This is a genomic window from Paenibacillus sp. 2TAF8 (assembly GCF_052114825.1).
Lineage (GTDB): Bacteria > Bacillota > Bacilli > Paenibacillales > Paenibacillaceae > Paenibacillus.
Genome location: NZ_JBFRFN010000006.1, coordinates 223,114 through 246,914 on the forward strand (window position 1 = coordinate 223,114; position 23,801 = coordinate 246,914).

A 23,801-nucleotide genomic window follows, 5' to 3' on the forward strand; every position below is an offset into this window, starting at 1 on the left:
CAAGTCTTGTAGAGGGAGTTCGCGAACCTCTCCCATGCCATAGGCATGGATTTTCTTCTTTAATTGTCCGGGTACAGTATACCATATCATCAGCCGAACGCCTATTTTTAATAGATTCCAAAATTAGGGCGTGTCTGAAAACTCTGAAGAAGGCAGATTTTGCTGAATTTTCGTTCCAAGCAAGGAAGTTTTCTGCAGGCGTGCCGGGGCACGTCAAGGGAAACTGACGCAGCAGGGGGCGAAAAGGCGGTGAAAGATGCACTTCAGTAGGTTTCAAGACACGCCCTACTTAATAATGATGTTACCGAACGGAATAACTTCCTTTAAAATGCGTTTAAATAGCCCATCGTCATTCATGTCCTGCTGAAGCCTGTAGTTTTCTCGTCCAGCCTGAAAGAGCACCGTACCTTGTCCCGTCATTTTCCAATGGTAGTTCATATGCTGACTTGCCAGATTATTTCCGTATACGGTTAATTCCAGATGAGCATTTTCGGGATAGGCGATGACACTTCCAGCATCCACATAGAGTGGGGCAGTGGGGTGCAGTTCTTGCTGGCATACCTGGCCCTGCGTGAGTAATCCGATGGTTCCATTGCCCGCAAACTTCACCTTCACCGCATCCCGGGTAATCAGCATATTTTTGATTTTCTGAATTTTGGTCTGCATCGTGACACCGTCAGAATAGAAGAACAAGTGGCGAAAATCATAAAGCAGATCACTGTGTTCTGTAAGCTGTACTTCTTTCATCGTAAAACCGGGAGGAAGGGCAGCCACGAATTGGCATGGACCGGTAATCTCCGATTTAATCAGCTTTTTTTTGCGATACATACCCGAGATATTCATGAATTTATCTTGTCTGCTGCTGCTGGAGCCGCGAAAAGCAACGATTTGCTGCGGATGCAGAATATGAAGGCGGTCATCCTGGATCAGTGAAAATGTGACTACCTGTCCGGCTCCACCAGCTTCAGCATGGTTCAGATGTATGTGCATGCAGTGGCTCCTGTTCTTTTATAGTCGGCTGGATCGGCGGCGCATTCCCCAGCGCATCACGCGAATCAGAAGGAAGTAACCCAATATGAGAGCAACGACAGTAATCACCATCGTTTGAATTCGCTGCGTGGTGGCTGTTCTGGCATCCTGATCATTTTGTAGTTTGCTGACCATTTCAGTTAGCTTCTGGTTTTGAGCCAAGAGTTGATCATTTTGTGCCTTAAATGCTTCGACATTGGCCTGGGCTTGTCCGAGTTGGGCGGAGGTTTGGTTTAACTGCTCGAGCGTCTGCTTGTAACTTTCCTGCAGTGCGTTCACTTCGCCAGGTAATTCCGACACGCGCTCCCAGCCGTTATAAATATCCGAGAATATATTGGCACTCGCTGCATTTGCAGTAGAAGCTAGTGTGACTGTAAACAGAATACATGTGGTGACAAACACCCGAATGAAATAACCCTGAATGGATTTTGGCATGAGTAACACCTCTTTCTTCGGTAGTATCGATTCATCGCCAAATTCGTCGTCAATTGTTGAATTACGGCTCTTTCATTATACGTCAAAAACCAAGTGTTGGGTTCAAGATGATTACGTTTTATTACCCGAAATGGTCAACAAAGATTGAAAAAAACAAATGTTTAATTTAAAAAATCAGCGGGTAATACAAGGATAGCAGTACCCCGGGCAGAACAAACAGAATGATTCACTTACGTTCCGCGTTAATCATGTTCACAAATATGAAATATAATGCTTAAAATTAATATATTTCGTTTGAAAGAAGATCGTAAATAATAAAGGAGTAGAACAACATGTACGCATCAAACCAGAACACATCAACGAAAACGATTATAATTACCTTAAATGGTGAGCCAGTCGGACGCAAATTGATTATTGACAGTGTAACTTATGCGCCTGTTGCTGAGACGGACAGTTTACAATACATGCACAAAATGGAGTGTAATAACCGGGCCGTTTAAGTTAGGACTTGTCATAGAGAAGGGTGTGAAAAGCTTGGCTAGCAGCCAGGCTTTTTCGTCGTTTATTGTCGCTTCTAGGCGGAATAAGGGGAATAAAACTAATATAATGGAAAAAAGTAATGGGAACATATGTTCCGTGACAATATAGTGTCCATTCACCCTGCTAACTTAGAAGATAATACACATAAATCGGGGGAGAGACTACCAGTGAACTCAGTCTTTGAAGTATCCTATTCGTGGAATAAAGAGGCCATACCGACAGGGGGGGGCGATCCCGTATATATGATGGTGGAATGGCGTTACGGAGCCCCTGCCAAAAGACTTAGGAAAATAGCACCCAAAATTATGTCGAGAGATTTAGAGCTATTGCTCAAACCGGAATATGGTGTTCAGCTTAAAGGCATCTATGGGTGCAGATCCAAAGAGACAGATATTGGCTGGGTACTACGACTTGGTGATGTACTCAAGGGAGAAAGCAAACAGATCCTGCTGGAATTCGCCGTAGGTCCTCATCTCTCAGGAAAAGCAGCCATATGTTCTGCTTATTGGAGTACCCGCAAGTTAAAGCAAAGTCAGCGTATCCTTCTTCGCAGGGAACAGCTCTACATTCAGTATACAAGTCACCTCGGCATGCTAAGGCAGCCAGAAGACCCGAAAGTAGAGAAAACGATTAAATTGAACGAAACCGTACCATTACTCAAACAGGCTCTACGGGCTTATGAACGAGGCCGTACCCAGGAAGGCAGTGAACTGCTGCGCCGTCATGCCGATGCACTGCTAATCGAAGCTGCACGCAAACAGGATCTGGATTATTTAACAGAAGCCGAGATTGTTGAGAAGCTTCGTTATCATTATGGTATTACGTTTACTGCCAAGCGCCAAAATGTGAAAGAGCATTGTTAGATCAAAGACAAGGTAGTCAAGTGCATACCATACAGAGAGAACGCGTTTACATATGTTTTGAAGGTGAAGATTAACATCAAGTCGAATGTATATATCAATACTATATTCAGTCAAGGATGGAGCTGTATCATACTATTTGAAACAACATCATGGAGGGCCTGGCAAAATGACAGACCGACTAATCCGATTAATGCGCATTATCACGCTGGTACAAGCCAAGCCAGGTATTCTGGCTAGGGAGCTTGCGGAGCGGTGCGAGACAACGGAAAGGACGATATACCGCGACATGGAGGCCCTCAGCGCAATGCATATTCCGATTGCTAATATGGGACACGGAAGAGGGTACATGTTTATCAGCCATTTTGCCATGTATCCGCTAAATTGGTCTGACGAGGAAGCGCAAGCCTTTATGCAACTTGCAGACGTTATGGAAGATATTCGTCCGCTACTAAAGCCTGCCTTCGAGAGTGCCTATGAAAAAGTGGTAGCTTCCAGCCAAAAAAACCGAACCGAGCGAGTTGAATGGACTGAGCAGATCAGAGGAATGTTTAAAGAGGGAGCAACGTTCTGGCAAAATAGTGAAGGAGATGAACCAAGTCATTCTCTCCTTACGTTGCTTCAAGCGGGAATATCACAAAACAGTATGGAAGGGAAGTATCTGTCTCAGGGAGAAATGGAGATGATTCGCTTTGATCCATATTGCCTGATTCCTAGGGAATATCAATTTGATCTGTTAGCATATTGCCATCTCTCCGAGAGAATAAGAATATTTCAGGTCAACCGGCTGCATGAATTACGAATTATTCCACGTACCTTCCGCAAAAATGATTATTTAATCCAGTCTTATTTCCGTACTGCCTGGATCAAGACAGGAAGTACGGAAGAGATTGCGGTTAGGATCCGATTTTCTTCGCTTGTTGTGGACCGCGTGATGCAGGAACGCTTCTTTGTGCGCCCCGTTTTGACCGTAGAGCCTGAAGGTACCCTGTTGTTTGAAACTACAGTGAGTGACGCTGAGGGATTTTTTGTGTGGATATCCAGATACGGACCAGAGGCTGAGATTCTGGAACCCGAACATTGTCGTACCCTGATGAAAGAACATTTGGAGCGCTGGCGCAAAGTGTACAGCTCCAATTGAACTTCAGACTACAGGTATAGCGTTTGGATATCAATTACTCCTTGGATTTAAAGAGATTAGCAAGATTGCCAAACGGTGATTCCTTTTCCTCATCATCCTCAGCACTGGAGTAAACCAATTTAGAAGCAATGCCTTCATCATCCGCTGCGCAATTATTTTCCAGTTTGAATTTGTCGAACTGGTGCATAAACACTTTAGCTGTATTAATAGCATCATCCAAAGCCCGGTGTTGTGTACCGTCAAATTCGATTCCACATAGTTCAAGAGCCTGGGCAAGCCCGAGCTGTCGGAACTTTCCTTCTTTATGCATGGCCCGGGACCATTGCTGTTGTAAGTCATTATGGTTGGTAATCCAAGCCACATCTAACTGATGTGTCCGGCAGTGGGATATGAGTTTGTTTCGGTCATCGGGTCCCCATGAGCACATATAATAAGGTTCAATGCCCATCCAGTTGATGAACTGAGTTAGCGCTGAAGGGAAAAGAGGGGCTGCATCAATGTCCTTCTGGGTAATGCCAGTAAACTGAACGGTGTCGGTGGACAGGACGGATTTGTTGGATGGACGAACATACGTATGAAAGGTGTCTGTAACCGTAAGACCTGTAACGGGGTCCTCGCTCACTTTGACGGCACCGATATCAATGATTTCTGAAGAGTAACGGGTATTACGGCTTACTGTAAATTCAAGATCATATATAATATATGGCATAAGATAACTCCTTTATGAAGAATACAGATTTCCATTCAGGGATTCATACGTTCGATCCTTAAAATGTTATTTCTCTATTCTACAGTGAACATGGAGTTGTGTCAGCCTAGTTGTGAAATTCGACGAAGGCTTTTGGCATAACTATTTTGATTGACTAATTCTTGGGATGTATTTATTGACAAGTGCGTGTAAATGTTCTAATGTGATCAAAAATGAAGAATAGCGTTTATCGAGGACATAATTACGCAAACATGCTTCAACAGAGAGGGAATGGATAGGTGTAACATTCCTGTTGCTGTTGCGCAATTCCTACCTCGCTAGCTGCGCAAGAGAATGTCCGCGTACTCAGGACTGCAACCTGCGCCGGAAGGGTCCGTTATGCCCCGTAGGACTGTATGCCAGCACGCGAGAGCGAGACATGATTGAGACCGTATGCAGTTAAATAAGGGTGGTACCACGACACATTCGTCCCTTGACGAATGTGTCTTTTTGTATTTAAAAACCTATGTATTTAGGACATTTATATCTAATTAAATAAGGAGTGTATTGAAGATGCGCCTAAGTGAAATGTTTGTTCCAACACTACGTGAAGCACCAGCGGAGGCTGATGCAGCAGGGCACCGCTGGCTACTGCGCTCGGGTATGATTCGTCAACTGGCAGCGGGTATTTACAGTTACTTGCCACTCGGGCGATCTGTGCTTCTAAACGTTGAACGAATTGTTCGGGAAGAGATGGACCGTGCTGGTTGTCAGGAGGTGCTACTGCCAATCATGCAGCCAGCCGAACTGTGGGAGGAATCTGGGAGATATACGCAGTATGGTCCAGAGCTAATGCGTCTGAAGGATCGGCATGCGAGAGAATTTGCGCTTGGTCCGACCCATGAGGAAGTGGTCACGGCATTAGCTCGTGATGAGGTTAACTCGTACCGTAAACTACCATTCACGTTGTATCAGATCGGGACTAAGTTCCGGGATGAGCGCAGGCCGCGTTTTGGATTGCTGCGCGGACGGGAATTTATTATGAAAGATGCTTATTCTTTTGCGGCAGATTGGGATGAACTGGATCGAACCTACCAGGCAATGAATACAGCGTATTGTCTCATTCTGGAACGTTGTGGTCTGGAGTACATTCGGGTTGAGGCGGATGCGGGAACGATTGGAGGACAAGGGGAAACACATGAGTTCATGGCTTTGGCCGATGTAGGAGAAGATACCATTGTGACGTGTAAACATTGTGGTTACGCTGCGAACCTGGAGAAAGCAGCATTTTTACCTGCTGACTCTACAGTGCTTATGGATGCAAAAGAAGCAAATGAAGCGAATGAAACAAATGAAGGCGCAGGGATGTTACGTATTGAGACACCAGGCGTTCGCACCATCGCTGAGTTATGCTCTTTCTTGGGTAAGAAGCCAGAGGATATGATCAAAACACTGCTCTATCTGGCGGATGGGCAGCTTGTTGCGGCACTTGTCCGTGGTGATCATGAACTGAACGAGATTGCCTTCAAACAGGTGCTGGGCGCAGAGGACTTGATTTTGGCTGACGATGCAACTATCGCCGCACATTCTAGTCTTACTGTCGGTTATCTTGGCCCTGTAGGGCTTGGAATGCGGATGGTGATAGACGCTGATGTGGCCGCTATGAAACATGCAATAACCGGAGCCAATGAGGTTGATATGCATCTGTCAAGCGTGCGTCCAGGCGTTGATTTTGCACTGGATCAAGTGGAGTGTATCCGCTTTGCCGCTGAAGGGGATCGCTGCGTATCCTGTGGTGAACCACTTGTATTTACCAAAGGTATCGAAGTGGGACACATCTTCAAACTGGGTACGAAGTACAGTGATGCGATGGGAGCCGCTTTCCTGGATCGTAATGGACGTCAATGTGCACCTGTGATGGGATGTTACGGCATAGGGGTTTCCCGTTTGATGGCAGCTATTGCTGAACAGTACGCCACGGAGGACGGCATTCAGTGGCCTGTATCTGTAGCTCCTTACGATGTACATCTCATTCCGGTAAGCTGGAAGGATGAGCATCAACAGAAGCTTGTTCTTGAGATGGAACAACAGTTACTGGATCACGGATTCCGCGTGCTGCTTGATGATCGGGATGAACGCCCGGGTGTCAAATTCAAGGATGCAGAGTTAATCGGACTGCCTGTACACATTGTCGTGGGCAGAGGAGCTGCCGAAGCACAAGTGGAGCTTGGATCTCATATGCTTGCTGTTTCAGGTGAAGCGAAACGGATCAGTATGACGGCACAGGAAGCTGTGAGTTATGTGAGAGAGCATATTCGGCGAGTTTAAGCTTGGATCTGGCTTAAAAAGGATAATAATCGGTTTTATAATATGAGAGATAACATTTGTATATATAATAGGACTGAATATTATGTCGATCTTTATCTTGTGGCCGAATAAACCGAATGTTCTTAGGAAAACGGGGACTCCGGAAGGATAAAAGAGTCTATTTGCAGAAAATTATCATACCAAGCGACTATAGCTGAAGTATAGAGAGTCATTTAATTGATCATTTGCTCATATAGCTGCGGTAGGTTCGGAGATTTTAAAGTCATTCGGGTGTAAATACGCAAAGCTGGTGTGAAAGCCGTTAGGCTTAATCTGAACGGTAAATCGCGTGAGCAGGGACATTATGGACATATTTGTTCTAGTTCAGCATGTTGTGGAGATCGTGTTGGAGGCAGCAAGCTGCATGCAAGAGATTTATTTTTAATTTTGTTTGCAAACCTGTACAAGGCTGACATCGATGATTTTAAAAAAGTGACTTAGCTGAGCGGAGTTCAACATGCAAACGTAATGAAAACGAAAGGGAGTCCTTCCAGTTGGCTGGGTAAGGACTCCCTTTCGCAGTTATAGTTGAAGTACTGCGGATTAAGAAGCAACAGGCAATTTCAGGGTTTGGCCTGGATAAATCCAGTGTGGTTTTTTTATTTTGTTGAGTTTTTGTAGTGTCTTCCATGTTGTACCATATTGTTTGGAAATCGAGTATAGAGACTCGCCTGATTTCACAATATGCAATTTCGCTGGAACGGGAGCTGGTTTCTCCGGTGCCGGTTTGACCGGTTTTTCCGGCTTTGGTTTCTCTGGTTGAGGTTTGGTTGGTGCTGGTGCCGGGACAGGAGCCGGAACTTCAGTACCCGGTGCTTCAGGTTCTACAGCAGCTTTTTTGCCTTCACTTATGCGACCGTCGGTTTTAATATCGACTGCACCGAGCTTTTGCATGTAGTTGATCAACGCCTCATCTAGTGCACCGTACATACCGGTTGTTGGATACTTGGCGAACATGGTGTACTCGTCACCGCCGACAGCTGTGAAATCATTGGTTGCAAGGGTATAGGTTGCAGCTGGATCAAGAGCTTTATCACCAACCATGACGGAATGGACACGGCTGCCCTTTGCAGCAGCGGCATCAATTTTGAATGTGATTCCAGATACTTGCGGGAATCCACCGCTTGGTTCCGGATAGGAGCCTACGCCGTTCTCCAAGGCTGCAAGTACATCGGAACCTTTTACATCAAGGGTTACAACTTGGTTGCCAAAGGGGAGAACGGTAATGACATCACCTTTAGTTACAACGCCTTTTTCAATAGAAGAACGAATGCCTCCGCCGTTAGTCAATGCGATATCGGCTTTGCTTACATCACGGATTGCATCAGCAAGCAAATCACCCAGATTGGTTTCGCCAGCGCGTACTTGTTCACGTTTGCCGTCCAGGAGAACAGCAGTATTCGCTACTTCTTCTTTCAGGATCGGTTCTTGCTTTTTCTGAATGGAACTTACGAGTGCTGCAACATTCTCGTTTGGTTTAATATCTTTGGCCCCGGTTTCATCCACTAATGTTGCTGTTTTCTTCGAAACTTTGCCGCCGTCTACCCATAGGTCAATGACACCTACATAATTGGTATATTCACCTGCACTTGCGATCAATGTTCCATGATCGGAGACAAGCCCGTCTTTCAAAACGGTATGGCTATGTCCATCGATGAACACATCAATGCCTGGCACGTCTTTAACGACTTTGAAGCTTGTATCCGTACTGGAAACATCTTGTCCAAGGTGTCCGAGAACAACGACAACATCGACTTTGCTACGGATTTCATTGACGAGGACTTTAGCTTCTGCAGAAGGATCTGTAATTTGAAGGCCTTCTACGTTTTTCGGGTTCGTTTTATACATTGTCTCCGGTGTAGTCAAGGCGATGATCCCAATCTTTACACCATCAACTTCTTTGATGAGGTAAGGTTCGAAGAGACGAGTTCCGTCTTTTTTCTTCACGTTTGCACTGAGCATAGGGAATTTCATCATCTTCGCGAGCTCAATAAGACGTTCAGAACCGTAGTTGAATTCGTGGTTACCTGGCACCATTGCCTGATACCCGATTTCGTTCATGACCTGCGCAATGCTCTCTCCTCTGACAAGCGTAGCAAATGTGGTACCGTGTACCGCATCGCCTGCATCCAGCAAGAGGGTGTTAGGATTTTCGCTGCGATATTTGTCAACGATGCCCGCAACTTTTGCAAAACCCATGGCAGGAGATTGTTCCACTGCTCGAGCATGCATATCGTTGGTATGTAGGATGATAATGTGTTTGCCTGTGCCTGGAGCTGAATCCGTTGCTGCCGCCGCAATACCTACACTACTAAACAGTAAACAAACCGTTAGCAGAAGTGAAACAACGTTTTTCCAGTTTTTCATCAATCCGAAACCTCCCAAAATAGTAATCTATTAGAGCGTTTATGTAGCTCATGTAGTATTTTAACAGACTATGATGAGGAAATCTCGTGATTTAAGTAAAAATAAGTAACCTGAAAGTAACATGTAAAGCTGTTAGGAAATCTAGTTTAATAGCCTTTAACAGGAATATATGAAAGGAACGTATGTTCTTAAATGTTGCAAAAAAAATGCTGCGCTTCACGCGGCAGTCCGGTACGTAAGCAAAATTTCTCAAGGGATTCCTCCGGCTCGGGAGTGATTCCAGCCGTCAATAGTTGAATGGCGAAACGGTTTGCTTGTCTCTCCAGTTTGCCTGGGGCAAAATAGGAATGCTCTTCCAGAAAGAAACGGTTAATTCCTTTATGCAGTCTGTCATGTCCCAGTTCATGTGCACATACAAATCGCTGCCATTCGGGCGGTAATTCATTGTGTATCACGATAAATCTGCGGCGAAGTTTACGGAAATACAGCCCTTTGGTGGATTTGCCCAGATTGGTAAAGCGAATCTGTATTCCGACAGCCCGGGCAATGCTGAACGGACAATTGGTTCGATGTTTTCGAATCAGCTTCGTTACGATGTCATCCATATGATTTCACCTGCAGTTTCAATAAGTTTGAACTCGCGTTCTGGTCTCATGGGCGTTGATCCGATTTGTCTGGCTTTTTTCGTTTGTTCATCTGTTTGGCTTCCCAGAATAATCCTGTCAGCACGTCTTTGATCCGTTTCTTGTCCTCTTCATCCAGCGGAATACCATCGAACATCAGATCATCATCATCCTCCAGCATTTTTTTAAAGTCCCGGCGATCTTTGTACGTCGCCCATTCCGGTACGTTCTGTTGGTTCATATCATGCCCAGCTTCAATATATCCCGCCTGTTTCATCATATCTGAGTAGGGTACTGCGAGTGCATCAGCAATCTTGCGGATGGTTGCTGGTTTAGGCACACCACGCACACCGTTTTCAATCCGTGAAATCTGCGAATTGCTTATTCCGGCTGCTTCCGCGAGCTGGTTGATGCTGAATCCCTGCTGCTCTCGCAGCTGTTTCATATAAGGACCAAAAGCGTGCTCCACAATTCATGCATCTCCTTCGACTCGTCATAAGTGCTTGTGATTATAAGTTAAGCATTGCTATTGTACAGGGCACTCCGATGACAGAACAACCTACTGATCGCTGTTATCCCCGGATTTCCTATATTTTTCTCCTTAAGGGGAGAAATCCGGTGATAAAGGCGAACGCTCCGCTTCTTCCGGTTCGTTCTGTCCTCTCCGTTATCGTGCAAATTAACGCTCATCTTAAATTATAAAAAAACAAATGACTTATACGAGTTCAGTAATTATCTGTACTATATCGTATATATACCATTAGGTAAAGAGATATGAAACAATTATGCCAAAAGGTATAGAAAACGAGAGCGATGGTTTTATTTTATCGTCTAAATGACCCAAAATGAAGGTTTACTCCAATCTCCAGAAAGTGGTATCCTCTAGTAGAAATACGAACAAAATACGAACAAAACGTAAACAGATCATTGTTTCCAAAAGGTAACAGAAGAAGAGCATAAGGCAACGTTAAGGTTTGGATAGACGGAACAATCCTATATAGGAGACTGTCTCCGCTGGAAGATGAAGATGGGATGATTTGAATAAGAGCAAGAGTATGAAAGTGAGCAATAGCGAGAGTATGAGCGTGAGCATGAGCATGAGTCGATCAAATGAAATGAGAAAGAGAAAGAGAATGAATGAATAATAGGAGGAGAACAACTATGGCAAATATGGAATTGATGTTACCCGAATTGGACCGCCGTAAAACACAGGCCGCTGTTGAAGCTGTATTGGAGAAGTATCGAATTTATAAAACGATTGCTTTTGAAGAACGAGAGGTATTGGTAACGGCAAGTTACACGGAACGTTTTCATGGCGCCACCAATGTTACAGGGGATTCTACCGCAAGAACAGCAATCTTTAATGTTGATGTCCAGCGTGCACGTCAGGCTTATTGCGATACCATAGATCATATCGTCCTCCGCCTCAGTGAGAAGGAACGTCTGTTGGTGAACGAACGATATATGAAGGACGAGGATGTTTTTGACTATAAAATATACAATCATGTTTTTGATCCGCCTGTGAGCAAGGATACGTATACGAAAATTCGCACCCGTGCTTTTTACAAAATGGCACTGGCTTTGGCTGATCGGGGACTGATCAATGTGGAGCCTTTGTCATCGACGAGAAAAGAACGGCAGAAGCTTGGCTGAGCATCCGGCAAAAAGTTGAAGCTTTCATATCGTCAAAGGATTGGTTACAATAATTGGGACAAAATCACAGATGGAGCACCGGAGGGGGATGCATCATGGTGGAAGAGGCCGGAATGCAGGAAATGATGACGCTCAAAACGATAGCGGAAACGTTAAATACCTCCAATGACCTTAGCCTGATGCTGGGTACGGTTGTTGGCAAATTGCTAGAACTGACCGGCCTCACGGCGGGATGGCTTTTTCTCATAGATGAAAATGGAGAGTATACTTGTGTGTCAGACTACGATTTGCCTCCGGCTTTAATGCGAAACGATAAAGAGCCGATGCGGCTCGGAACATGCTGGTGTATCAACCGTTTCCGGGACGGCAGGCTGCAACATGCGGTCAACATCATTAACTGCAAGCGTCTTGAAGATGCCGTGGAATTCAAGTGGGGAGACACACAGAATATTACCCACCATGCGACAGTTCCACTGCGCTCGGGTGAGCGAATGCTGGGACTGCTCAATGTGGCAGCTCCAGGCAAAGAGGTTTTCAGCGATGGAGAGCTTGCCCTTTTGCAAGCAGTGGCCTATCAGATAGGAAGTGCGATGGAGCGAATGCGACTATACCGCGCAGAGCAGCGGCGGGCTGAACTTTATGCACGGCTCGGGGATTTCGGTACATCATTAAGTCTTGCCGTTAATGAATGTACCGAGGTGGATGCATTGTCTGGTACCGTTGCAAGGCTGCTTGGTAAACATTTTGACTGGCCATTCGCTGCACTTATACAACAAACCAATGGAACATTTAGCATACAGGCGATATTTTCAGGTGGCGAGGTATGGCTGGACCTGGAAAAATCACTGTCCTTGGAAGGGACACGCTTCATGGATCGGATCATAGATCATTATCGTGCAGCATGGTTGTCCGCGGATGAGCTTCTTGAAGTGTTCAGTCAGGTTAAGGTTGAACGGATACCGAGTGAGCTTCAATCAGGGATTGGCGTACCGCTTGCATACCATTCACCAGAAGAACCCGGGGTACTCGTTATTGGTACAGGAGCACGATCCGAGGATTTGATTAAGGCAGACCGTGAAGTGCTTGAGGCTCTGGCAGAGCATATCATTGCTTCCAGAGAGAGCCTGAAGCTGGCAGATCATCGCCGCGAATTAGCGAGGCTTGAGGAACGGAATCGGCTGGCTCGGGATTTGCATGATTCCGTGAATCAGATTTTGTTCTCCCTATCGTTGACGGCGAAAGGTGCAGAAAGTATGCTTTCCGGTACGAAACCGGTGCACCCGGCGGCAGAAGTGCTGAGAGATATACGAGCATTGTCCCAGGAAGCGCTCAAGGAAATGCGTGCGTTAATTATGCAGCTTCGTCCAGCGGGTCTGGAAGCCGGACTATTAAGTGCCTTGCAAGACTATGGGGCAAAACAGGGTCTCCAGGTTGTCGCTGACCGAAAGGGGATGCGTTCGATACCACGTTTCATTGAAGAAGGGTTATGGCGTATCGGTCAGGAGGCTCTGAACAATATCCGCAAGCATGCAGGCGTGACCTCAGCATGTATACTGTTTGAATTGAATGAAACGGAGGCGAAGCTCACCGTTTCAGACCGGGGGAAGGGCGGTGCCAAACGGCGGAAACCTTCCTCTCAATCACTCGGATTGTCTATTATGAGAGAGCGTGCACAGTCAATCGGAGGCAAGCTGGAATTATGGAGTTCTTCACAGAGAGGGACAACCGTGACCGCAGTTATACCACTTCCGTTTGAAAGGGAATAGAGTCAGGAGGCAGATAGCGATGCCGATTACAATTTTACTTGCCGACGATCATGTCATGGTAAGACGGGGATTGCACGTTTTTCTGAAAACCCAGCAGGATATGAAGGTGGTTGGGGAAGCATCGAACGGTCAGGAGGCTCTGGAGCAGGCACAGGAGCTGAGGCCGGATGTTGTTCTAATGGATCTTCATATGCCTGTTATGGACGGCATTGAAACAGCCAGGCACTTGCGTAGTCTGCTGCCTAATACACGGATCATTGTACTGACTTCTTTCTCGGATCAGGATCATGTTGTTCCTGCCGTTCGTGCAGGTGTGAAAGGTTATTTGCTCAAGGATATCGAACCTGAAGATTTAGCCATTGCAATCCGGAATGTGTATTCCGGTCAAGTCGAATTACATCCGGCTGCTGCAGGTCAACTCATGCATGTCATGGCGTCAATGGATATGATGTCCGAGGCGCTTCAAGAGGAACGAATCGGGCAAGTCCCGCCATCTTTCAAGCGTCTGGGTCAGCAGATTGTAGAACAAGGCATGCAAACCAGCGAAAACAATAAATCGGGCAGGGCCAATGAAACCAGTCATTCCAATAACTCAGGTAATTTGAGTAAATCTATTGTTTCATCTGATGCGGGGTTAAGCATGCTCACTCGTCGTGAGCAAGAAGTGCTGGGGTTGATCGCTCAAGGGCTGAGCAACAAGGAGATTGCGGTTCGACTGGTCATTACGGAGAAAACAGTCAAAACACATGTCAGTCATTTACTGGATAAACTAGGGCTTGCAGACCGTACTCAGGCAGCGCTTCATGCTGTTCGAAACGGCTGGGAATTGTGATAAGTTGCAGACTAGCACTGTAGTCGCCAAATTCAGACAAAATTCAGACTAAAGTCGTATGAACTCAACCGAAAGGTTGAGTTTTTTTGTGCTGAAGTTAAGTCCATTAGCTGACGAATACCGCCCTATACCAAGGTAAAATAAGGATAACCAAAGTCGAGAGACAAGAGTAGTAAGAAGATACTAACAGCGATCAGGAGAGTGAATGTAATGAATATTGTGATATTGGCAGGCAGCAACCGGAGAAATGCAACGAGCACACGTTTGGGTGAATATGCAGCAGAGATTATTCAAGGCCAAGGACACGAAGCGAGCGTATTTAATCTGTATGAAAAACCACTTCCATTCTATGCTCCGGATGAAAAGCAAGAGAATGACGAGAACCTGGCGGCATTAAATACCGTGATGCTTGCAGCGGATGCCATTATCCTTTCTACACCAGAGTATCACGGCAGCATAAGTGGTGTGCTTAAAAATGCACTGGATCATCTAAGTCAGGCTCATTTCAGTGGTAAACCGGTTCTGTCGATCAGCTCAGCCGGGGGAGCGGTCGGCGTAAGTTCGCTTATCCAATTGCAAACGATGGTTCGTAATCTGCACGGCATTAATGCTCCGGAGTGGATCTCTATTGGTGGCGCACAGCGCAGACGATTTGAGGCTACGTTTGACGGATACGAGGAATATGAAGGCAGTCAGGATGTGGAGGAGCGGGTACAGCGAGTGCTGGGATCATTTTTGAATCTGGCTCAGACGTTAACGGCGGCAAGGAAGGCTTTGTAGTGTAACAAAGACTGACAAGCGGGTTATCATTTCGCTTAATAAATTCAGCACCGCAACGAAACAATGGAAGGTGGGAATGTATCATGATTAAAGGTTTATATGAAACACATCTGAATGTTACAGATCTTCAAAGATCACATCATTTCTACGAGAAGGTACTTGGATTACCTCTTGCTAGTGAAAACCCGGAACGCGGATACTTTTTTTACTGGATTGGCGGCGAACGCAATGCCATGCTGGGGCTGTGGGAGAAGGAGCCAGTACAGGTGCAGTGCCAGCACTTCGCTTTTCATGTATCCCTGAACGATATGAAACATGCGGTTGAATACCTGGAAAACAAGGGCATCGCCACCCGTAATTTTCTGGATGATGATATTGGGGAACTATATGTCTTTGGCTGGATGCCAGCTGTTGCTGTCTATTTTAACGACCCGGATGGTCATTTGCTTGAATTCATCGCCGTGCTTCCAGACGAGGCGAAGCCTGAGCTTGGCTTGGTGCCGTGGAGTGAATGGGAGAGGCTGCATGGGAGAAGTGTATGATCATTGAGCGAGTATTGTTTTATACCGTAAAGCTGGAGGAACTGCACCATTTCTATGGAGATACGCTCGGCATGAGGGTATCCGACATTAATCCATTGGAGGAAGCTTTCACTTTGCAGGCCGGAAGCACCCGGATGATATTCAAGCAGTGGGGCGCGGCATCCGAAACAGTTGTAAAAGGCATAGAGCCGTTCTATCACTTTGCCTGGATGATTCCGAGAAATCAGTTTCAGGAAGCGAAGCAGTGGGCGGCATCACGGGTGACTTTATGTACAGATGGAGAGCGGGACGAAACTTACTCCAACAACTGGGACTCGCATTCGCTTTATTTTGAAGATCCGGCGGGAAATATTGTGGAGTTGATTGCACATCACCGGGAACATAACGAGCAAGAGCGTGCATTTTCGGTGGAAGATATATTGCAAGTGTGTGAAATCGGGCTGGTTTCGGAAGATGTGGCAGCCACAGTGCAGGAATTGGAGAAAGCCGGACTAGTCCGCTGGGGAGAGGGTAGTGATCCATTTTCTCCGGTGGGTGATCGTAACGGTTTGTTTATTGTGGTGAGGAAGGAACGCGTCTGGTTTTTCTCCGATCAAAAGGCACAGATCTTTCCGTTTGAAGCTACAATTCCTGAGGTGGGAACACTTCGATTCTAGTGGTATAAAACGATGCATAAGGTTACTCCGTCATCCGAAGTTTATGTGGAAAATCTTTAGCTTAACTTATATAGAGCAAAAGGGCATAACAATCTGCACTTGATCATTTTATAGAAGTAAACGCTTTATTTTTTGAAAGATCAGGGTAGTCCGGCTTGTAGCGAGGCTTCCATAAGTTGAAGGGGGATGGCAGACTTGGATCGACGTTTGTTGGAGGAGGGGCTTGCGACAATTGCTTCCAGTCGGGAACGTACAGGAGACTTGTGGCATGCCCATTATGGAGCAGGGGCGATTGCAGCTTATTTTTGGGTACGGGAAAATCGTCTCACGGCTCTTGCCGCTGGCAGCGTTACTGCCGAAGCGAAAGCGATGCTTCGCCAGCATGGAACCCGCAACGATCAGACTGCTTCAGCAAATGAGCGTATGCCGCTGGAAGAAGCCGAAGTGCGTATTACAGATGCACTGGAGCGGACGATTGGCGAATTGCACTGGGTGGGACACCAAGCTATCTATGGTGCCATTAGCCTGAAAGCCATTCGAGAATTGGAAGGATGGGGCACAGCAGAAGAGATTGAGCAGATTGCACAATTAATTGAGTCGTTTGAACGTACGATTCCGGGGAGATCCTGGGTGAATACAACCGTGAAAGAAATTCGCCGTATGCATCTGGACGAGAATGACGGTTTCCCAGAGATTCTGCATCCCATTCAGTTGTCTCAGTTGATTCTGGAGGAGTTGGGTGCTTTTCGCACGATCTATCAGGCGGAGGCGCATCATGATCTCATTGGTCACATGCTTACCTACGGACATGCGCTAAATATGCTTTATGAGCTGGGTTACGTCGCTCTGTTCTATAAAGGCATTCCACCTTTTCTTAAAATGGTAAAAGCTTTGCGGCTGGGCCGTCATATGGATGTGATGCAGGAGGAAGTTACATTGCAGTCCCCTGTTGATGTGCTTCCATTAACACAAGCTGAGCGTTCACGCGCGCTGCCACATGAATTGGAATACTGGCTGACAGATCACCGATGCCGTGACTGGTACGGCGGGCATGTGTTCAAATTCCCGTTCAGTTTCTACCACCACGCAAAAAATGGAGAGGCTATGCCTGAGATTTGGGAGAATTTCCGTTATATTATTGCGTAGGAAGTGTAACGAATAAGTCACATTCTATACAATCGATATGTATCGAGTAAACCTTACGATGGGAAAAGTCCATTACTCAAAATTAATGTTCATTAAATCAAGCACTTGTCCAAGCGGCAGGTGCTTTTTCGTCATTTCCATTTTCTCGCAGAAAACCAACGACAAATCGGCGTAATTCATCCGAAACACCGTCAGCGTGAGATGGAAAAGACGGTAAGATGATATTATCGGATCAGAAGCAAGGGAAGCAATGTGCAGATTGCAGGATATAGAAAGCAGAAAGTTGCTCTCCCCAGGAGGATCAGGCTAGCAAAAGATGTTTTTTTCGAATCGGTGATTGTGACCTTGCTCTGTCCGGGTATTGAAGAATATCAAAAACAGGAGGCTATATGATATGAAAACAGTATTGTATGTTCCACTCGATGACCGTCCGGCGAATCTGGACGACGTAATTGTACAAGGGAAAGCAGCCGGTCTTCACATCGTTACACCCAACCTGAAGGATATCAAGAACCGTTTGGATACGGAAAAAACAACCGACGGTACTACACTTCTCGGCACTTCTACGCCCATTTACGGGAACCCGTCCAAAGTTTATGATTTTATTATTAAACATGCAGCAAAGGTAGACGGCTTCATTATTTCTACAGATATGCTTGCTTACGGTGGACTCATCGGCAGTCGTCAGCTTCGAGAAGACGGCGGGGGAACATATCCCGCATATGATGAACAAACCACTCATTTGCTGGATCTCATTCGTAGTCTCAAAACAAAGTACCCACGCAAACCGTTGTTTGTGATGGATACCATTATGCGGCTTGCAACGACTTCATTTGCAGGTGGCTTGGCACTGGATGCGTATAATGAATCCCGGGATCTGATGCAGCAGCCACGTCAAATTTATACGGAATTTGAAGATATTATTCAAGGATATAATGTTTCTCCAGATGGAGTGGAGTATGGGGAAACCACGTATTTTGATAAACAGAAATACTACAATACAAGACAGCATAAGTTCAAAACGAATCGTTACATTCTGGATCAGTTGGCTCGTACGGGATATATTGATTTCCTTGCTGTTGGTGTGGACGATGCCAACACCCAGGGGGTTCAGATCAATGAGATCAAGTATGTCGAAGCACGGATTAACGAATGGCTGGGCGGTACGGATGGACAAAATCCGGATCGTGCGATTATTTTGCCGGATGCCGATGGCTTGGGACATGCTTTGGTCGCTCGAATGGCGAATCAGCTGTTCAGGGGTGGAGCGAAAACGAAATATGGTGTGAAGTATTACGGGCCACACGGCTCGACGATCATCAACACATACGAATATATGGATGTACACCAAAATGTGGTGCATCACGTTGATATTGTCGGTGGTGTTTTGATTGAGGATGCAGCAGATTCCGCAGTGGATATGGAGATCATCGCTATTACAGCATTGGATCAGGTGCAGGCGGCGGTAGAGCGTTTGGCAACGAATGGGGAGCAGGGACTGCCTTCGATTCTGATTGATTTTGTGGGCAAAGGGCCTGCGAATGTCGATGTCGCTGAAGCGTTGCTGAATAGTCCCTATACCGGGCGAGTGCTTGGTTACAGTGCATGGAATACACCGGGGAACAAAATCGGGCTTGCCGTGGGCATGGCACAATCGAGATTTGCGCTGATCACTACGGAAAAGCATGAACATAAGTTGCGGGATGCGATGAATGCACATGGCTCGCTGTTGTTCAAACGGTTCCTGAAGGACTACAGTTACAAAGCAGTAGCCATTGCCGATGTTCGTACCTATTCACGTGCTCATGCACTGTATACCAATGTGGCAACGTTGGCAGATCAAAATATGGTGCTGTTTAACTCGGAAGAAGATTATGTTCATCTGCAAAGTTTGCTGCGTGACCTCATGCAGACACACACCGCTGAACTGGCAAGTAAACCAGCTTTCGGGCAAGGGAATCCGGCAATCCGGCAGATCTGTGGCGGGCAACTGACGTATTCAACTTACAACGGTGTGCTGCTGGAATATAACAACCCTGATTTCATCTGGGGACGTGCATTTGAAATTACGCTGAGTCCGCAGGTGAGGATGAATTAAAATTATGTTTTAGAATGACAGAAGAAATGGACTGCAATTCAAGTTGAGAACGAATAAAGCGAGCTACTCCTGAACGGTGGCTCGCTTTCTGATTCTCAATTCCAAGCAGCTATAATGACGAACATCATAACTACAACAAAAGAAATGATGAGAAATGATTTATAACTGTGACGCTTATGTGCGATCCATACCCCATATGAAGACATGAGAGATGAGATAAAGAAAAATAGGTAGAACAACATTCCTTCTGGAGAAAATAGAAAAGCAATGCTTGTGAAATTCCAAAATCCAGAAAGAATAGGGATAGAATATACGGGGACAATGGCTGCAATTGCGAATAACAGCGTTTGTGTCCAAAGAAAGTACTTATTCATCCATTTCAATAGAAGAATGGATAAGAGAAATAATAGCAAGGTTACTGTAAAAAAAGAGGGGGCAGTCCACATGAGAAGTTGTCTCCAACCACTCATTTTTTCATCATAAAGTAGCAATAAACTCAAGGTATAAGCAACTACACCTGCCAAATAACTTGAGATGAACACCCAAATGTAAAATAGATCAGATTTCTTCATTCAATCGCCTCCGTTCTAATAGAACACGATCACTTTATTAATGGTATATTTTTAACATTTAATTGTCTATCTATATGAGAAAAAAATCACATAAAAAGAGTCGTCTTTTTACCGCCCAAGTACCTTCTTTATTCGCGCACAAGTCAACCGAATCACCATCCGCGCTAGGGAGTAAAGGCTGTAAGATTGTATTATCGGATCAATAGCAAAGGGGCGCACCGAAAGCACATACGCTAATGTACAGACCAGCCAATCGGGCTGGTCTTTTTCATGCGGTGAAGTTGTCCTTGCATTGATCCGGTATACCCTGAATTACGGTAAAAAAGGGGGACTCCCGACCTGTCGCATGGTTGCTGCACCATGGGACAGAAATCACTTTTGCAGCTGAAGGGGGGCGAAATGAATGTGTCTATGAGACATGAAATGCACACTGAAACAAGCAATAAAATGAGCAATGAGCAGAGCCAAGAAATTAACAACGCTGTATCAGAGACTAGGCTGAGCACACGGATTAAAAAGACGTTAAAGCAGAAGCTCGCAGCTCTTGTACCTGCTTGGGAAGGACGCGTGCAGGATATTCCTGCTTTGGGTGAAGTGTCATCAGGACCGTGTGCAGTTATCGCTTTTGCCGAAGAAGTACCGAAGTCAGCCTGGGCAGGGTATCGGCGGATCATCAAGATTTCACCGTATGTCCGATCAGAGGACGGGGGTGCAGAGCAGGTGGAGGTCTGGTCAGCGATGTTGATTGCAGGCTTGCATCAGGTGCGGCTGGAAGATGAGGAAGGTGGAGCTTTCACTTGTCTCTATCTGGGTTCCACGGACAGTGACCGTGTTGATAGTGGATCGGGTATGATTACGCGCAGTTTACGTTTTGGTGTATACGTTCCCGAACCACCGCAACGTGCTTCTGAGAATGCTGCTGTGAGTGACCCTTGGCTTGCTGCCTTGCAGCGTTGGACAGTGACCGAGCTAGGAACGGACTGGTCAGTGTATGGCGATAGTTGGCCTGGGGGGTATAAGATGCCGTCGGTGTTGTGGCGTTTAAGCGGGTACAGTACCGCAGTGGCAGGAACATCGGCGCTCGAAGTACGCAAACAGTGGATCGGACATGTTCTCACCGATGATACAAGTCTGACAAACCAAACGACAAGCCATCTGGTCCAGCAACTGGCGCTTCAATCGCGAATTCCAATGACTCAGGTTGGGAGCGAAAGTAATGAAGCTAGCGCGATCGATGAAAGCCATACACGTTATGCCACGGTCGATGAGGCAACAGCCGATATGCAAGCAGATGCGTATCTGAATGGACAGATTCGTCTGACGCTGACACAGCGAATACGCCGTCCTGTTTCCAATGCACCGCTGATGCGTGAAATTCACCATAACAAAGGAATACAGTAAAACAGTAAAACATCTTTAGTTCAACTTATATTTTATGTATTTGAAGTTAACCAACGAGGTGAGAAAAAGATGGCAAGTTCAGTGAAAAAAGATGTCCCGGTTCCCCCGCAATATACGCGGGCTGAACTGATGAATCATTCGGAAGCCCTCTTTGCCGTAAAGGCAGAGATGCTGGCTGGTGCGCTGCATGAAGCGGCGCAGCAGACGTTTTCCATTGAAGAAGTACAGGTAAGAATCAACCAATTTTTGAAAGCGAAGGTGAACCAATAATGGCAGGTGGAACTTGGGAACAATCAAATCGTCCGGTCCTTCCGGGTTTGTATATGAATTTTCAGGCGGCAGCGTCTTCAGCAATTCAGGCAGGCAGTCGTGGAACGGTTGTTGTGCCGGTGAAGGCAAACTGGGGTCCTGTGGGCACGTTTGTGGAAGTGAGCAGTGAAACAGCGATTGAACGTATGTTTGCGGCGAACGCACTGGACAACGGTACGGCTTATACGTCTTTGAAGCTGGCTTTGCTCGGCGGACCGAAGAAACTGCTCGCGTATCGGGTGGGAAGTTCGGTAGCCAAAGCAGCTGCGTTGACGTTAAAGGACAGTGACGGTGCGGATGTGTTGCAGCTTGATGCGAAGTATCCGGGTGACCGCGCCAATGGATTCTATGTGACAATCCAACCGGGTGTGATTGATAATACGAAGTTTGAAGTGCGTCTATTTGAAGGCAATCGGATGTTATATGCGCTCTTGACGTCAGATGTTACGGCAGCAGCTCTTGCAAAAGAGATCAATGGCGATGAGCAAAACCTCTGGATCACCGCGCAGGCGATTGGAGATGGGACAGGCGAGGTTACAAACGTATCGGGTGCGGCTTTCAAAGGCGGCGTAAGTGGCAATGATGCCTTGACTAATGCAGAGTACATTGCTTTGCAGGGTGCGCTGGAAGGCGAGCAGTTTGATGTTCTCGCTCTGGATCATGCGGCGGATGCAGCGTTGCTTGCCAGCTTTGCGGCATGGGTGAAACGGGTGCGTAATGAAGGTAAGCCAGTGATGGCTGTCTTTGGCGGCTCCGCAGCAGATGATACTTCTGCAACGGCAGCTCAAAAAGCAGCTGCACGTTCCCTTACGTTGAACCATGAAGGTGTAATTAATGTGGGTACGGGCGTACGTTTGGGCGATGCGTTCTATAGCTCTGCACAGACATCAGCATATGTAGCTGGTCTCATTGCCGGTCAGCGCCTGAATGAATCCACGACATATGCAGCAACCCCGTTCGATGATGTAACACGTCGCTGGACGCGTGCTGAACAGGAGCAGGCTGTACAGAATGGCGTATTTATTTTCTTCCACGATGGACGCCGGGTGAAAGCACTTCGTGGTGTGAATACGCTTGTCACTCCTGCTGCCGGACAGAATAATGCATGGAAAAAAATCCGTTCGATCCGGGTCATGGATGCGATCAATATGGATTTGCAGCGCTCCGCAGAAGATACGTACATCGGCAAAGTGAACAATACCGAAGAAGGTCGTCAGGCACTGATTGGTGCAATGAAGGCCTATTTGGCGTTGCTCGCACAGAGTAATGTTATCGAAGCCGAAGGGTATGATGTTGTGCTCGACCCTGCGTATTATGGCGCTGCACCTGTGCTGAAACCAGAAGCGGATCAGGTATTCCTGCAATGGAATGTGAAGCTGACCGATGTGATGGAGCAGTTGTTTGGTACGTTTTACGTGCAATAAGAAGAGTGTCTGGTAACAGGCTGGTAGGTAAGTAGCTATAGAGAGTTTTTTAAAATAAGGAGGAAATATACATGTTAGATGCGTCAAGAGTGATTCTCGGTACCCACGGACAGCTGCATATCGATGGAGTGTGGCAGACCAATATTAACAAGCTGGAGGCCAGCGTAGAGATTGAGAAGCGCGAGCTGAATCTGGTCGGCAACGATTGGAAAGTTCACAAAAACGGTGCCAAAAAAGGAACCGGTACGATGACGGGATATAAGGTCACGTCCGATATGATCCAGCGTGGTTTTACTAAATTTCAGATTATCTCCAAGCTGGACGACCCGGAATCGTACGGACATGAAAGTGTACTGCTGAAAGGTTGTATGGTAGATAAGATTCAGCTGGCCAACTGGACGGCGGGCGAGGAAGTACCGGAAGAGACTGGTTTTACGTTTGAAGGCTTTGAGTTGCTGAATCCGATTGTAGCGAACTAAGTTTTGTAGCGGGATGATATTGTCATTAATAAATGCGGATAAGGGCATCGATTTAGGCCGGGAATCTCTCGGTCTTTTTGGTGTCTTGCACTA

23 protein-coding genes are annotated in these 23,801 nt (G+C 46.4%); 16 read left to right on the forward strand and 7 right to left on the reverse strand.

The genetic code is table 11. The annotated features are described in order from the left end of the window. Positions 1-285: 285 nt before the first annotated feature. On the reverse strand, positions 286-990 hold the full coding sequence (locus AB4Z30_RS11110; RefSeq protein WP_441926184.1) for an AIM24 family protein: 705 nt from the start codon (positions 988-990) through the stop codon (positions 286-288). A gap of 18 nt (positions 991-1,008) precedes the next feature. Beyond that, positions 1,009-1,464, reverse strand: a complete 456-nt coding sequence (locus tag AB4Z30_RS11115) for a hypothetical protein (protein ID WP_441926186.1) — start codon at positions 1,462-1,464, stop codon at positions 1,009-1,011. A gap of 332 nt (positions 1,465-1,796) precedes the next feature. Here AB4Z30_RS11115 and AB4Z30_RS11120 point away from each other — a divergent pair, with 332 nt between their 5' ends. The 3 genes from AB4Z30_RS11120 to AB4Z30_RS11130 all read left to right on the forward strand — a co-directional run bounded on the left by AB4Z30_RS11120 (position 1,797) and on the right by AB4Z30_RS11130 (position 4,005). Then, positions 1,797-1,964, forward strand: a complete 168-nt coding sequence (locus tag AB4Z30_RS11120) for a hypothetical protein (RefSeq protein WP_441926188.1) — start codon at positions 1,797-1,799, stop codon at positions 1,962-1,964. A 207-nt stretch (positions 1,965-2,171) separates the two neighbouring features. After that, the gene (locus AB4Z30_RS11125; protein WP_441926190.1) at positions 2,172-2,867 is read left to right on the forward strand and encodes a hypothetical protein; all 696 of its coding nucleotides are present in this window, start codon (positions 2,172-2,174) and stop codon (positions 2,865-2,867) included. A 166-nt stretch (positions 2,868-3,033) separates the two neighbouring features. Then, on the forward strand, positions 3,034-4,005 hold the full coding sequence (locus AB4Z30_RS11130) for a helix-turn-helix transcriptional regulator (protein WP_441926192.1): 972 nt from the start codon (positions 3,034-3,036) through the stop codon (positions 4,003-4,005). A gap of 34 nt (positions 4,006-4,039) precedes the next feature. Here the strand turns inward: AB4Z30_RS11130 and AB4Z30_RS11135 are convergent, their stop codons facing one another. Further along, positions 4,040-4,714, reverse strand: a complete 675-nt coding sequence (locus tag AB4Z30_RS11135; protein ID WP_441926194.1) for an exonuclease domain-containing protein — start codon at positions 4,712-4,714, stop codon at positions 4,040-4,042. 552 nt (positions 4,715-5,266) lie between these two features. On the opposite strand from AB4Z30_RS11135, the gene AB4Z30_RS11140 reads away from it, so the two are divergent. After that, on the forward strand, positions 5,267-7,021 hold the full coding sequence (locus AB4Z30_RS11140; RefSeq protein WP_441926196.1) for a proline--tRNA ligase: 1,755 nt from the start codon (positions 5,267-5,269) through the stop codon (positions 7,019-7,021). Between the two features lie 582 nt (positions 7,022-7,603). Here AB4Z30_RS11140 and AB4Z30_RS11145 read toward each other — a convergent pair. From AB4Z30_RS11145 to AB4Z30_RS11155, 3 genes are all read right to left on the reverse strand, one after another. Then, the gene (locus AB4Z30_RS11145; protein WP_441926198.1) at positions 7,604-9,427 is read right to left on the reverse strand and encodes a 5'-nucleotidase C-terminal domain-containing protein; all 1,824 of its coding nucleotides are present in this window, start codon (positions 9,425-9,427) and stop codon (positions 7,604-7,606) included. A gap of 188 nt (positions 9,428-9,615) precedes the next feature. Further along, positions 9,616-10,032: an ImmA/IrrE family metallo-endopeptidase gene (locus AB4Z30_RS11150; protein ID WP_441926200.1), complete on the reverse strand. Its 417-nt coding sequence runs from the start codon at positions 10,030-10,032 to the stop codon at positions 9,616-9,618. A gap of 46 nt (positions 10,033-10,078) precedes the next feature. Then, positions 10,079-10,522 carry a helix-turn-helix domain-containing protein gene (locus AB4Z30_RS11155; RefSeq protein WP_441926622.1) on the reverse strand — a complete coding sequence of 148 codons (444 nt, stop codon included), beginning with the start codon at positions 10,520-10,522 and terminating at the stop codon, positions 10,079-10,081. Positions 10,523-11,220: 698 nt separating this feature from the next. Here AB4Z30_RS11155 and AB4Z30_RS11160 point away from each other — a divergent pair. The 8 genes from AB4Z30_RS11160 to AB4Z30_RS11195 all read left to right on the forward strand — a co-directional run bounded on the left by AB4Z30_RS11160 (position 11,221) and on the right by AB4Z30_RS11195 (position 19,523). Next, positions 11,221-11,703: an ArpU family phage packaging/lysis transcriptional regulator gene (locus tag AB4Z30_RS11160; RefSeq protein ID WP_441926624.1), complete on the forward strand. Its 483-nt coding sequence runs from the start codon at positions 11,221-11,223 to the stop codon at positions 11,701-11,703. A 95-nt stretch (positions 11,704-11,798) separates the two neighbouring features. Next, positions 11,799-13,469 carry a GAF domain-containing sensor histidine kinase gene (locus AB4Z30_RS11165; RefSeq protein WP_441926202.1) on the forward strand — a complete coding sequence of 557 codons (1,671 nt, stop codon included), beginning with the start codon at positions 11,799-11,801 and terminating at the stop codon, positions 13,467-13,469. A 19-nt stretch (positions 13,470-13,488) separates the two neighbouring features. Beyond that, entirely contained in the window at positions 13,489-14,301 is an 813-nt protein-coding gene (locus AB4Z30_RS11170) for a response regulator (RefSeq protein ID WP_441926204.1), read from the forward strand. Between the two features lie 210 nt (positions 14,302-14,511). Continuing rightward, entirely contained in the window at positions 14,512-15,081 is a 570-nt protein-coding gene (locus AB4Z30_RS11175) for an NADPH-dependent FMN reductase (protein ID WP_441926206.1), read from the forward strand. Between the two features lie 83 nt (positions 15,082-15,164). Next, positions 15,165-15,623: a VOC family protein gene (locus tag AB4Z30_RS11180; protein WP_441926208.1), complete on the forward strand. Its 459-nt coding sequence runs from the start codon at positions 15,165-15,167 to the stop codon at positions 15,621-15,623. After that, positions 15,620-16,279, forward strand: coding sequence for a VOC family protein (locus tag AB4Z30_RS11185; RefSeq protein ID WP_441926210.1), 660 nt, complete (start codon positions 15,620-15,622; stop codon positions 16,277-16,279). The genes AB4Z30_RS11180 and AB4Z30_RS11185 overlap by 4 nt, the downstream gene beginning before the upstream one ends. Before the next feature lie 186 nt (positions 16,280-16,465). Then, the gene (locus tag AB4Z30_RS11190; protein WP_441926212.1) at positions 16,466-17,425 is read left to right on the forward strand and encodes a hypothetical protein; all 960 of its coding nucleotides are present in this window, start codon (positions 16,466-16,468) and stop codon (positions 17,423-17,425) included. A gap of 394 nt (positions 17,426-17,819) precedes the next feature. After that, on the forward strand, positions 17,820-19,523 hold the full coding sequence (locus AB4Z30_RS11195) for a DUF4127 family protein (RefSeq protein WP_441926214.1): 1,704 nt from the start codon (positions 17,820-17,822) through the stop codon (positions 19,521-19,523). 95 nt (positions 19,524-19,618) lie between these two features. On the opposite strand, the gene AB4Z30_RS11200 is transcribed toward AB4Z30_RS11195, so the two are convergent. Continuing rightward, positions 19,619-20,095 (reverse strand): hypothetical protein, encoded by a 477-nt coding sequence (locus AB4Z30_RS11200; RefSeq protein ID WP_441926216.1) that lies wholly within the window; start codon positions 20,093-20,095, stop codon positions 19,619-19,621. A gap of 405 nt (positions 20,096-20,500) precedes the next feature. Between AB4Z30_RS11200 and AB4Z30_RS11205 the strand changes: the two genes are divergently transcribed. From AB4Z30_RS11205 to AB4Z30_RS11220, 4 genes are all read left to right on the forward strand, one after another. Further along, entirely contained in the window at positions 20,501-21,496 is a 996-nt protein-coding gene (locus tag AB4Z30_RS11205; RefSeq protein ID WP_441926218.1) for a hypothetical protein, read from the forward strand. A 69-nt stretch (positions 21,497-21,565) separates the two neighbouring features. Next, positions 21,566-21,766, forward strand: coding sequence for a hypothetical protein (locus AB4Z30_RS11210; RefSeq protein WP_441926220.1), 201 nt, complete (start codon positions 21,566-21,568; stop codon positions 21,764-21,766). Then, the gene (locus tag AB4Z30_RS11215) at positions 21,766-23,229 is read left to right on the forward strand and encodes a phage tail sheath subtilisin-like domain-containing protein (protein ID WP_441926222.1); all 1,464 of its coding nucleotides are present in this window, start codon (positions 21,766-21,768) and stop codon (positions 23,227-23,229) included. The genes AB4Z30_RS11210 and AB4Z30_RS11215 overlap by 1 nt, the downstream gene beginning before the upstream one ends. Positions 23,230-23,300: 71 nt before the next feature. After that, complete coding sequence (locus AB4Z30_RS11220) at positions 23,301-23,708, forward strand: phage tail tube protein (RefSeq protein ID WP_110897169.1); 408 nt, start codon at positions 23,301-23,303, stop codon at positions 23,706-23,708. The last annotated feature ends 93 nt before the right edge of the window (positions 23,709-23,801 follow it).

Bases quoted from the DNA above. Each gene is read 5' to 3' on its own strand.
- AB4Z30_RS11215 (WP_441926222.1), top strand. From the start codon at position 21,766: ATGGCAGGTGGAACTTGGGAACAATCAAATCGTCCGGTCCTTCCGGGT.
- AB4Z30_RS11145 (WP_441926198.1), bottom strand. From the start codon at position 9,427: ATGAAAAACTGGAAAAACGTTGTTTCACTTCTGCTAACGGTTTGTTTA.
- AB4Z30_RS11220 (WP_110897169.1), top strand. From the start codon at position 23,301: ATGTTAGATGCGTCAAGAGTGATTCTCGGTACCCACGGACAGCTGCAT.
- AB4Z30_RS11190 (WP_441926212.1), top strand. From the start codon at position 16,466: ATGGCAGACTTGGATCGACGTTTGTTGGAGGAGGGGCTTGCGACAATT.
- AB4Z30_RS11120 (WP_441926188.1), top strand. From the start codon at position 1,797: ATGTACGCATCAAACCAGAACACATCAACGAAAACGATTATAATTACC.
- AB4Z30_RS11135 (WP_441926194.1), bottom strand. From the start codon at position 4,714: ATGCCATATATTATATATGATCTTGAATTTACAGTAAGCCGTAATACC.
- AB4Z30_RS11160 (WP_441926624.1), top strand. From the start codon at position 11,221: ATGGAATTGATGTTACCCGAATTGGACCGCCGTAAAACACAGGCCGCT.
- AB4Z30_RS11185 (WP_441926210.1), top strand. From the start codon at position 15,620: ATGATCATTGAGCGAGTATTGTTTTATACCGTAAAGCTGGAGGAACTG.
- AB4Z30_RS11115 (WP_441926186.1), bottom strand. From the start codon at position 1,464: ATGCCAAAATCCATTCAGGGTTATTTCATTCGGGTGTTTGTCACCACA.
- AB4Z30_RS11180 (WP_441926208.1), top strand. From the start codon at position 15,165: ATGATTAAAGGTTTATATGAAACACATCTGAATGTTACAGATCTTCAA.
- AB4Z30_RS11170 (WP_441926204.1), top strand. From the start codon at position 13,489: ATGCCGATTACAATTTTACTTGCCGACGATCATGTCATGGTAAGACGG.
- AB4Z30_RS11110 (WP_441926184.1), bottom strand. From the start codon at position 990: ATGCACATACATCTGAACCATGCTGAAGCTGGTGGAGCCGGACAGGTA.
- AB4Z30_RS11130 (WP_441926192.1), top strand. From the start codon at position 3,034: ATGACAGACCGACTAATCCGATTAATGCGCATTATCACGCTGGTACAA.
- AB4Z30_RS11200 (WP_441926216.1), bottom strand. From the start codon at position 20,095: ATGAAGAAATCTGATCTATTTTACATTTGGGTGTTCATCTCAAGTTAT.
- AB4Z30_RS11175 (WP_441926206.1), top strand. From the start codon at position 14,512: ATGAATATTGTGATATTGGCAGGCAGCAACCGGAGAAATGCAACGAGC.
- AB4Z30_RS11140 (WP_441926196.1), top strand. From the start codon at position 5,267: ATGCGCCTAAGTGAAATGTTTGTTCCAACACTACGTGAAGCACCAGCG.
- AB4Z30_RS11150 (WP_441926200.1), bottom strand. From the start codon at position 10,032: ATGGATGACATCGTAACGAAGCTGATTCGAAAACATCGAACCAATTGT.
- AB4Z30_RS11195 (WP_441926214.1), top strand. From the start codon at position 17,820: ATGAAAACAGTATTGTATGTTCCACTCGATGACCGTCCGGCGAATCTG.
- AB4Z30_RS11210 (WP_441926220.1), top strand. From the start codon at position 21,566: ATGGCAAGTTCAGTGAAAAAAGATGTCCCGGTTCCCCCGCAATATACG.
- AB4Z30_RS11165 (WP_441926202.1), top strand. From the start codon at position 11,799: ATGGTGGAAGAGGCCGGAATGCAGGAAATGATGACGCTCAAAACGATA.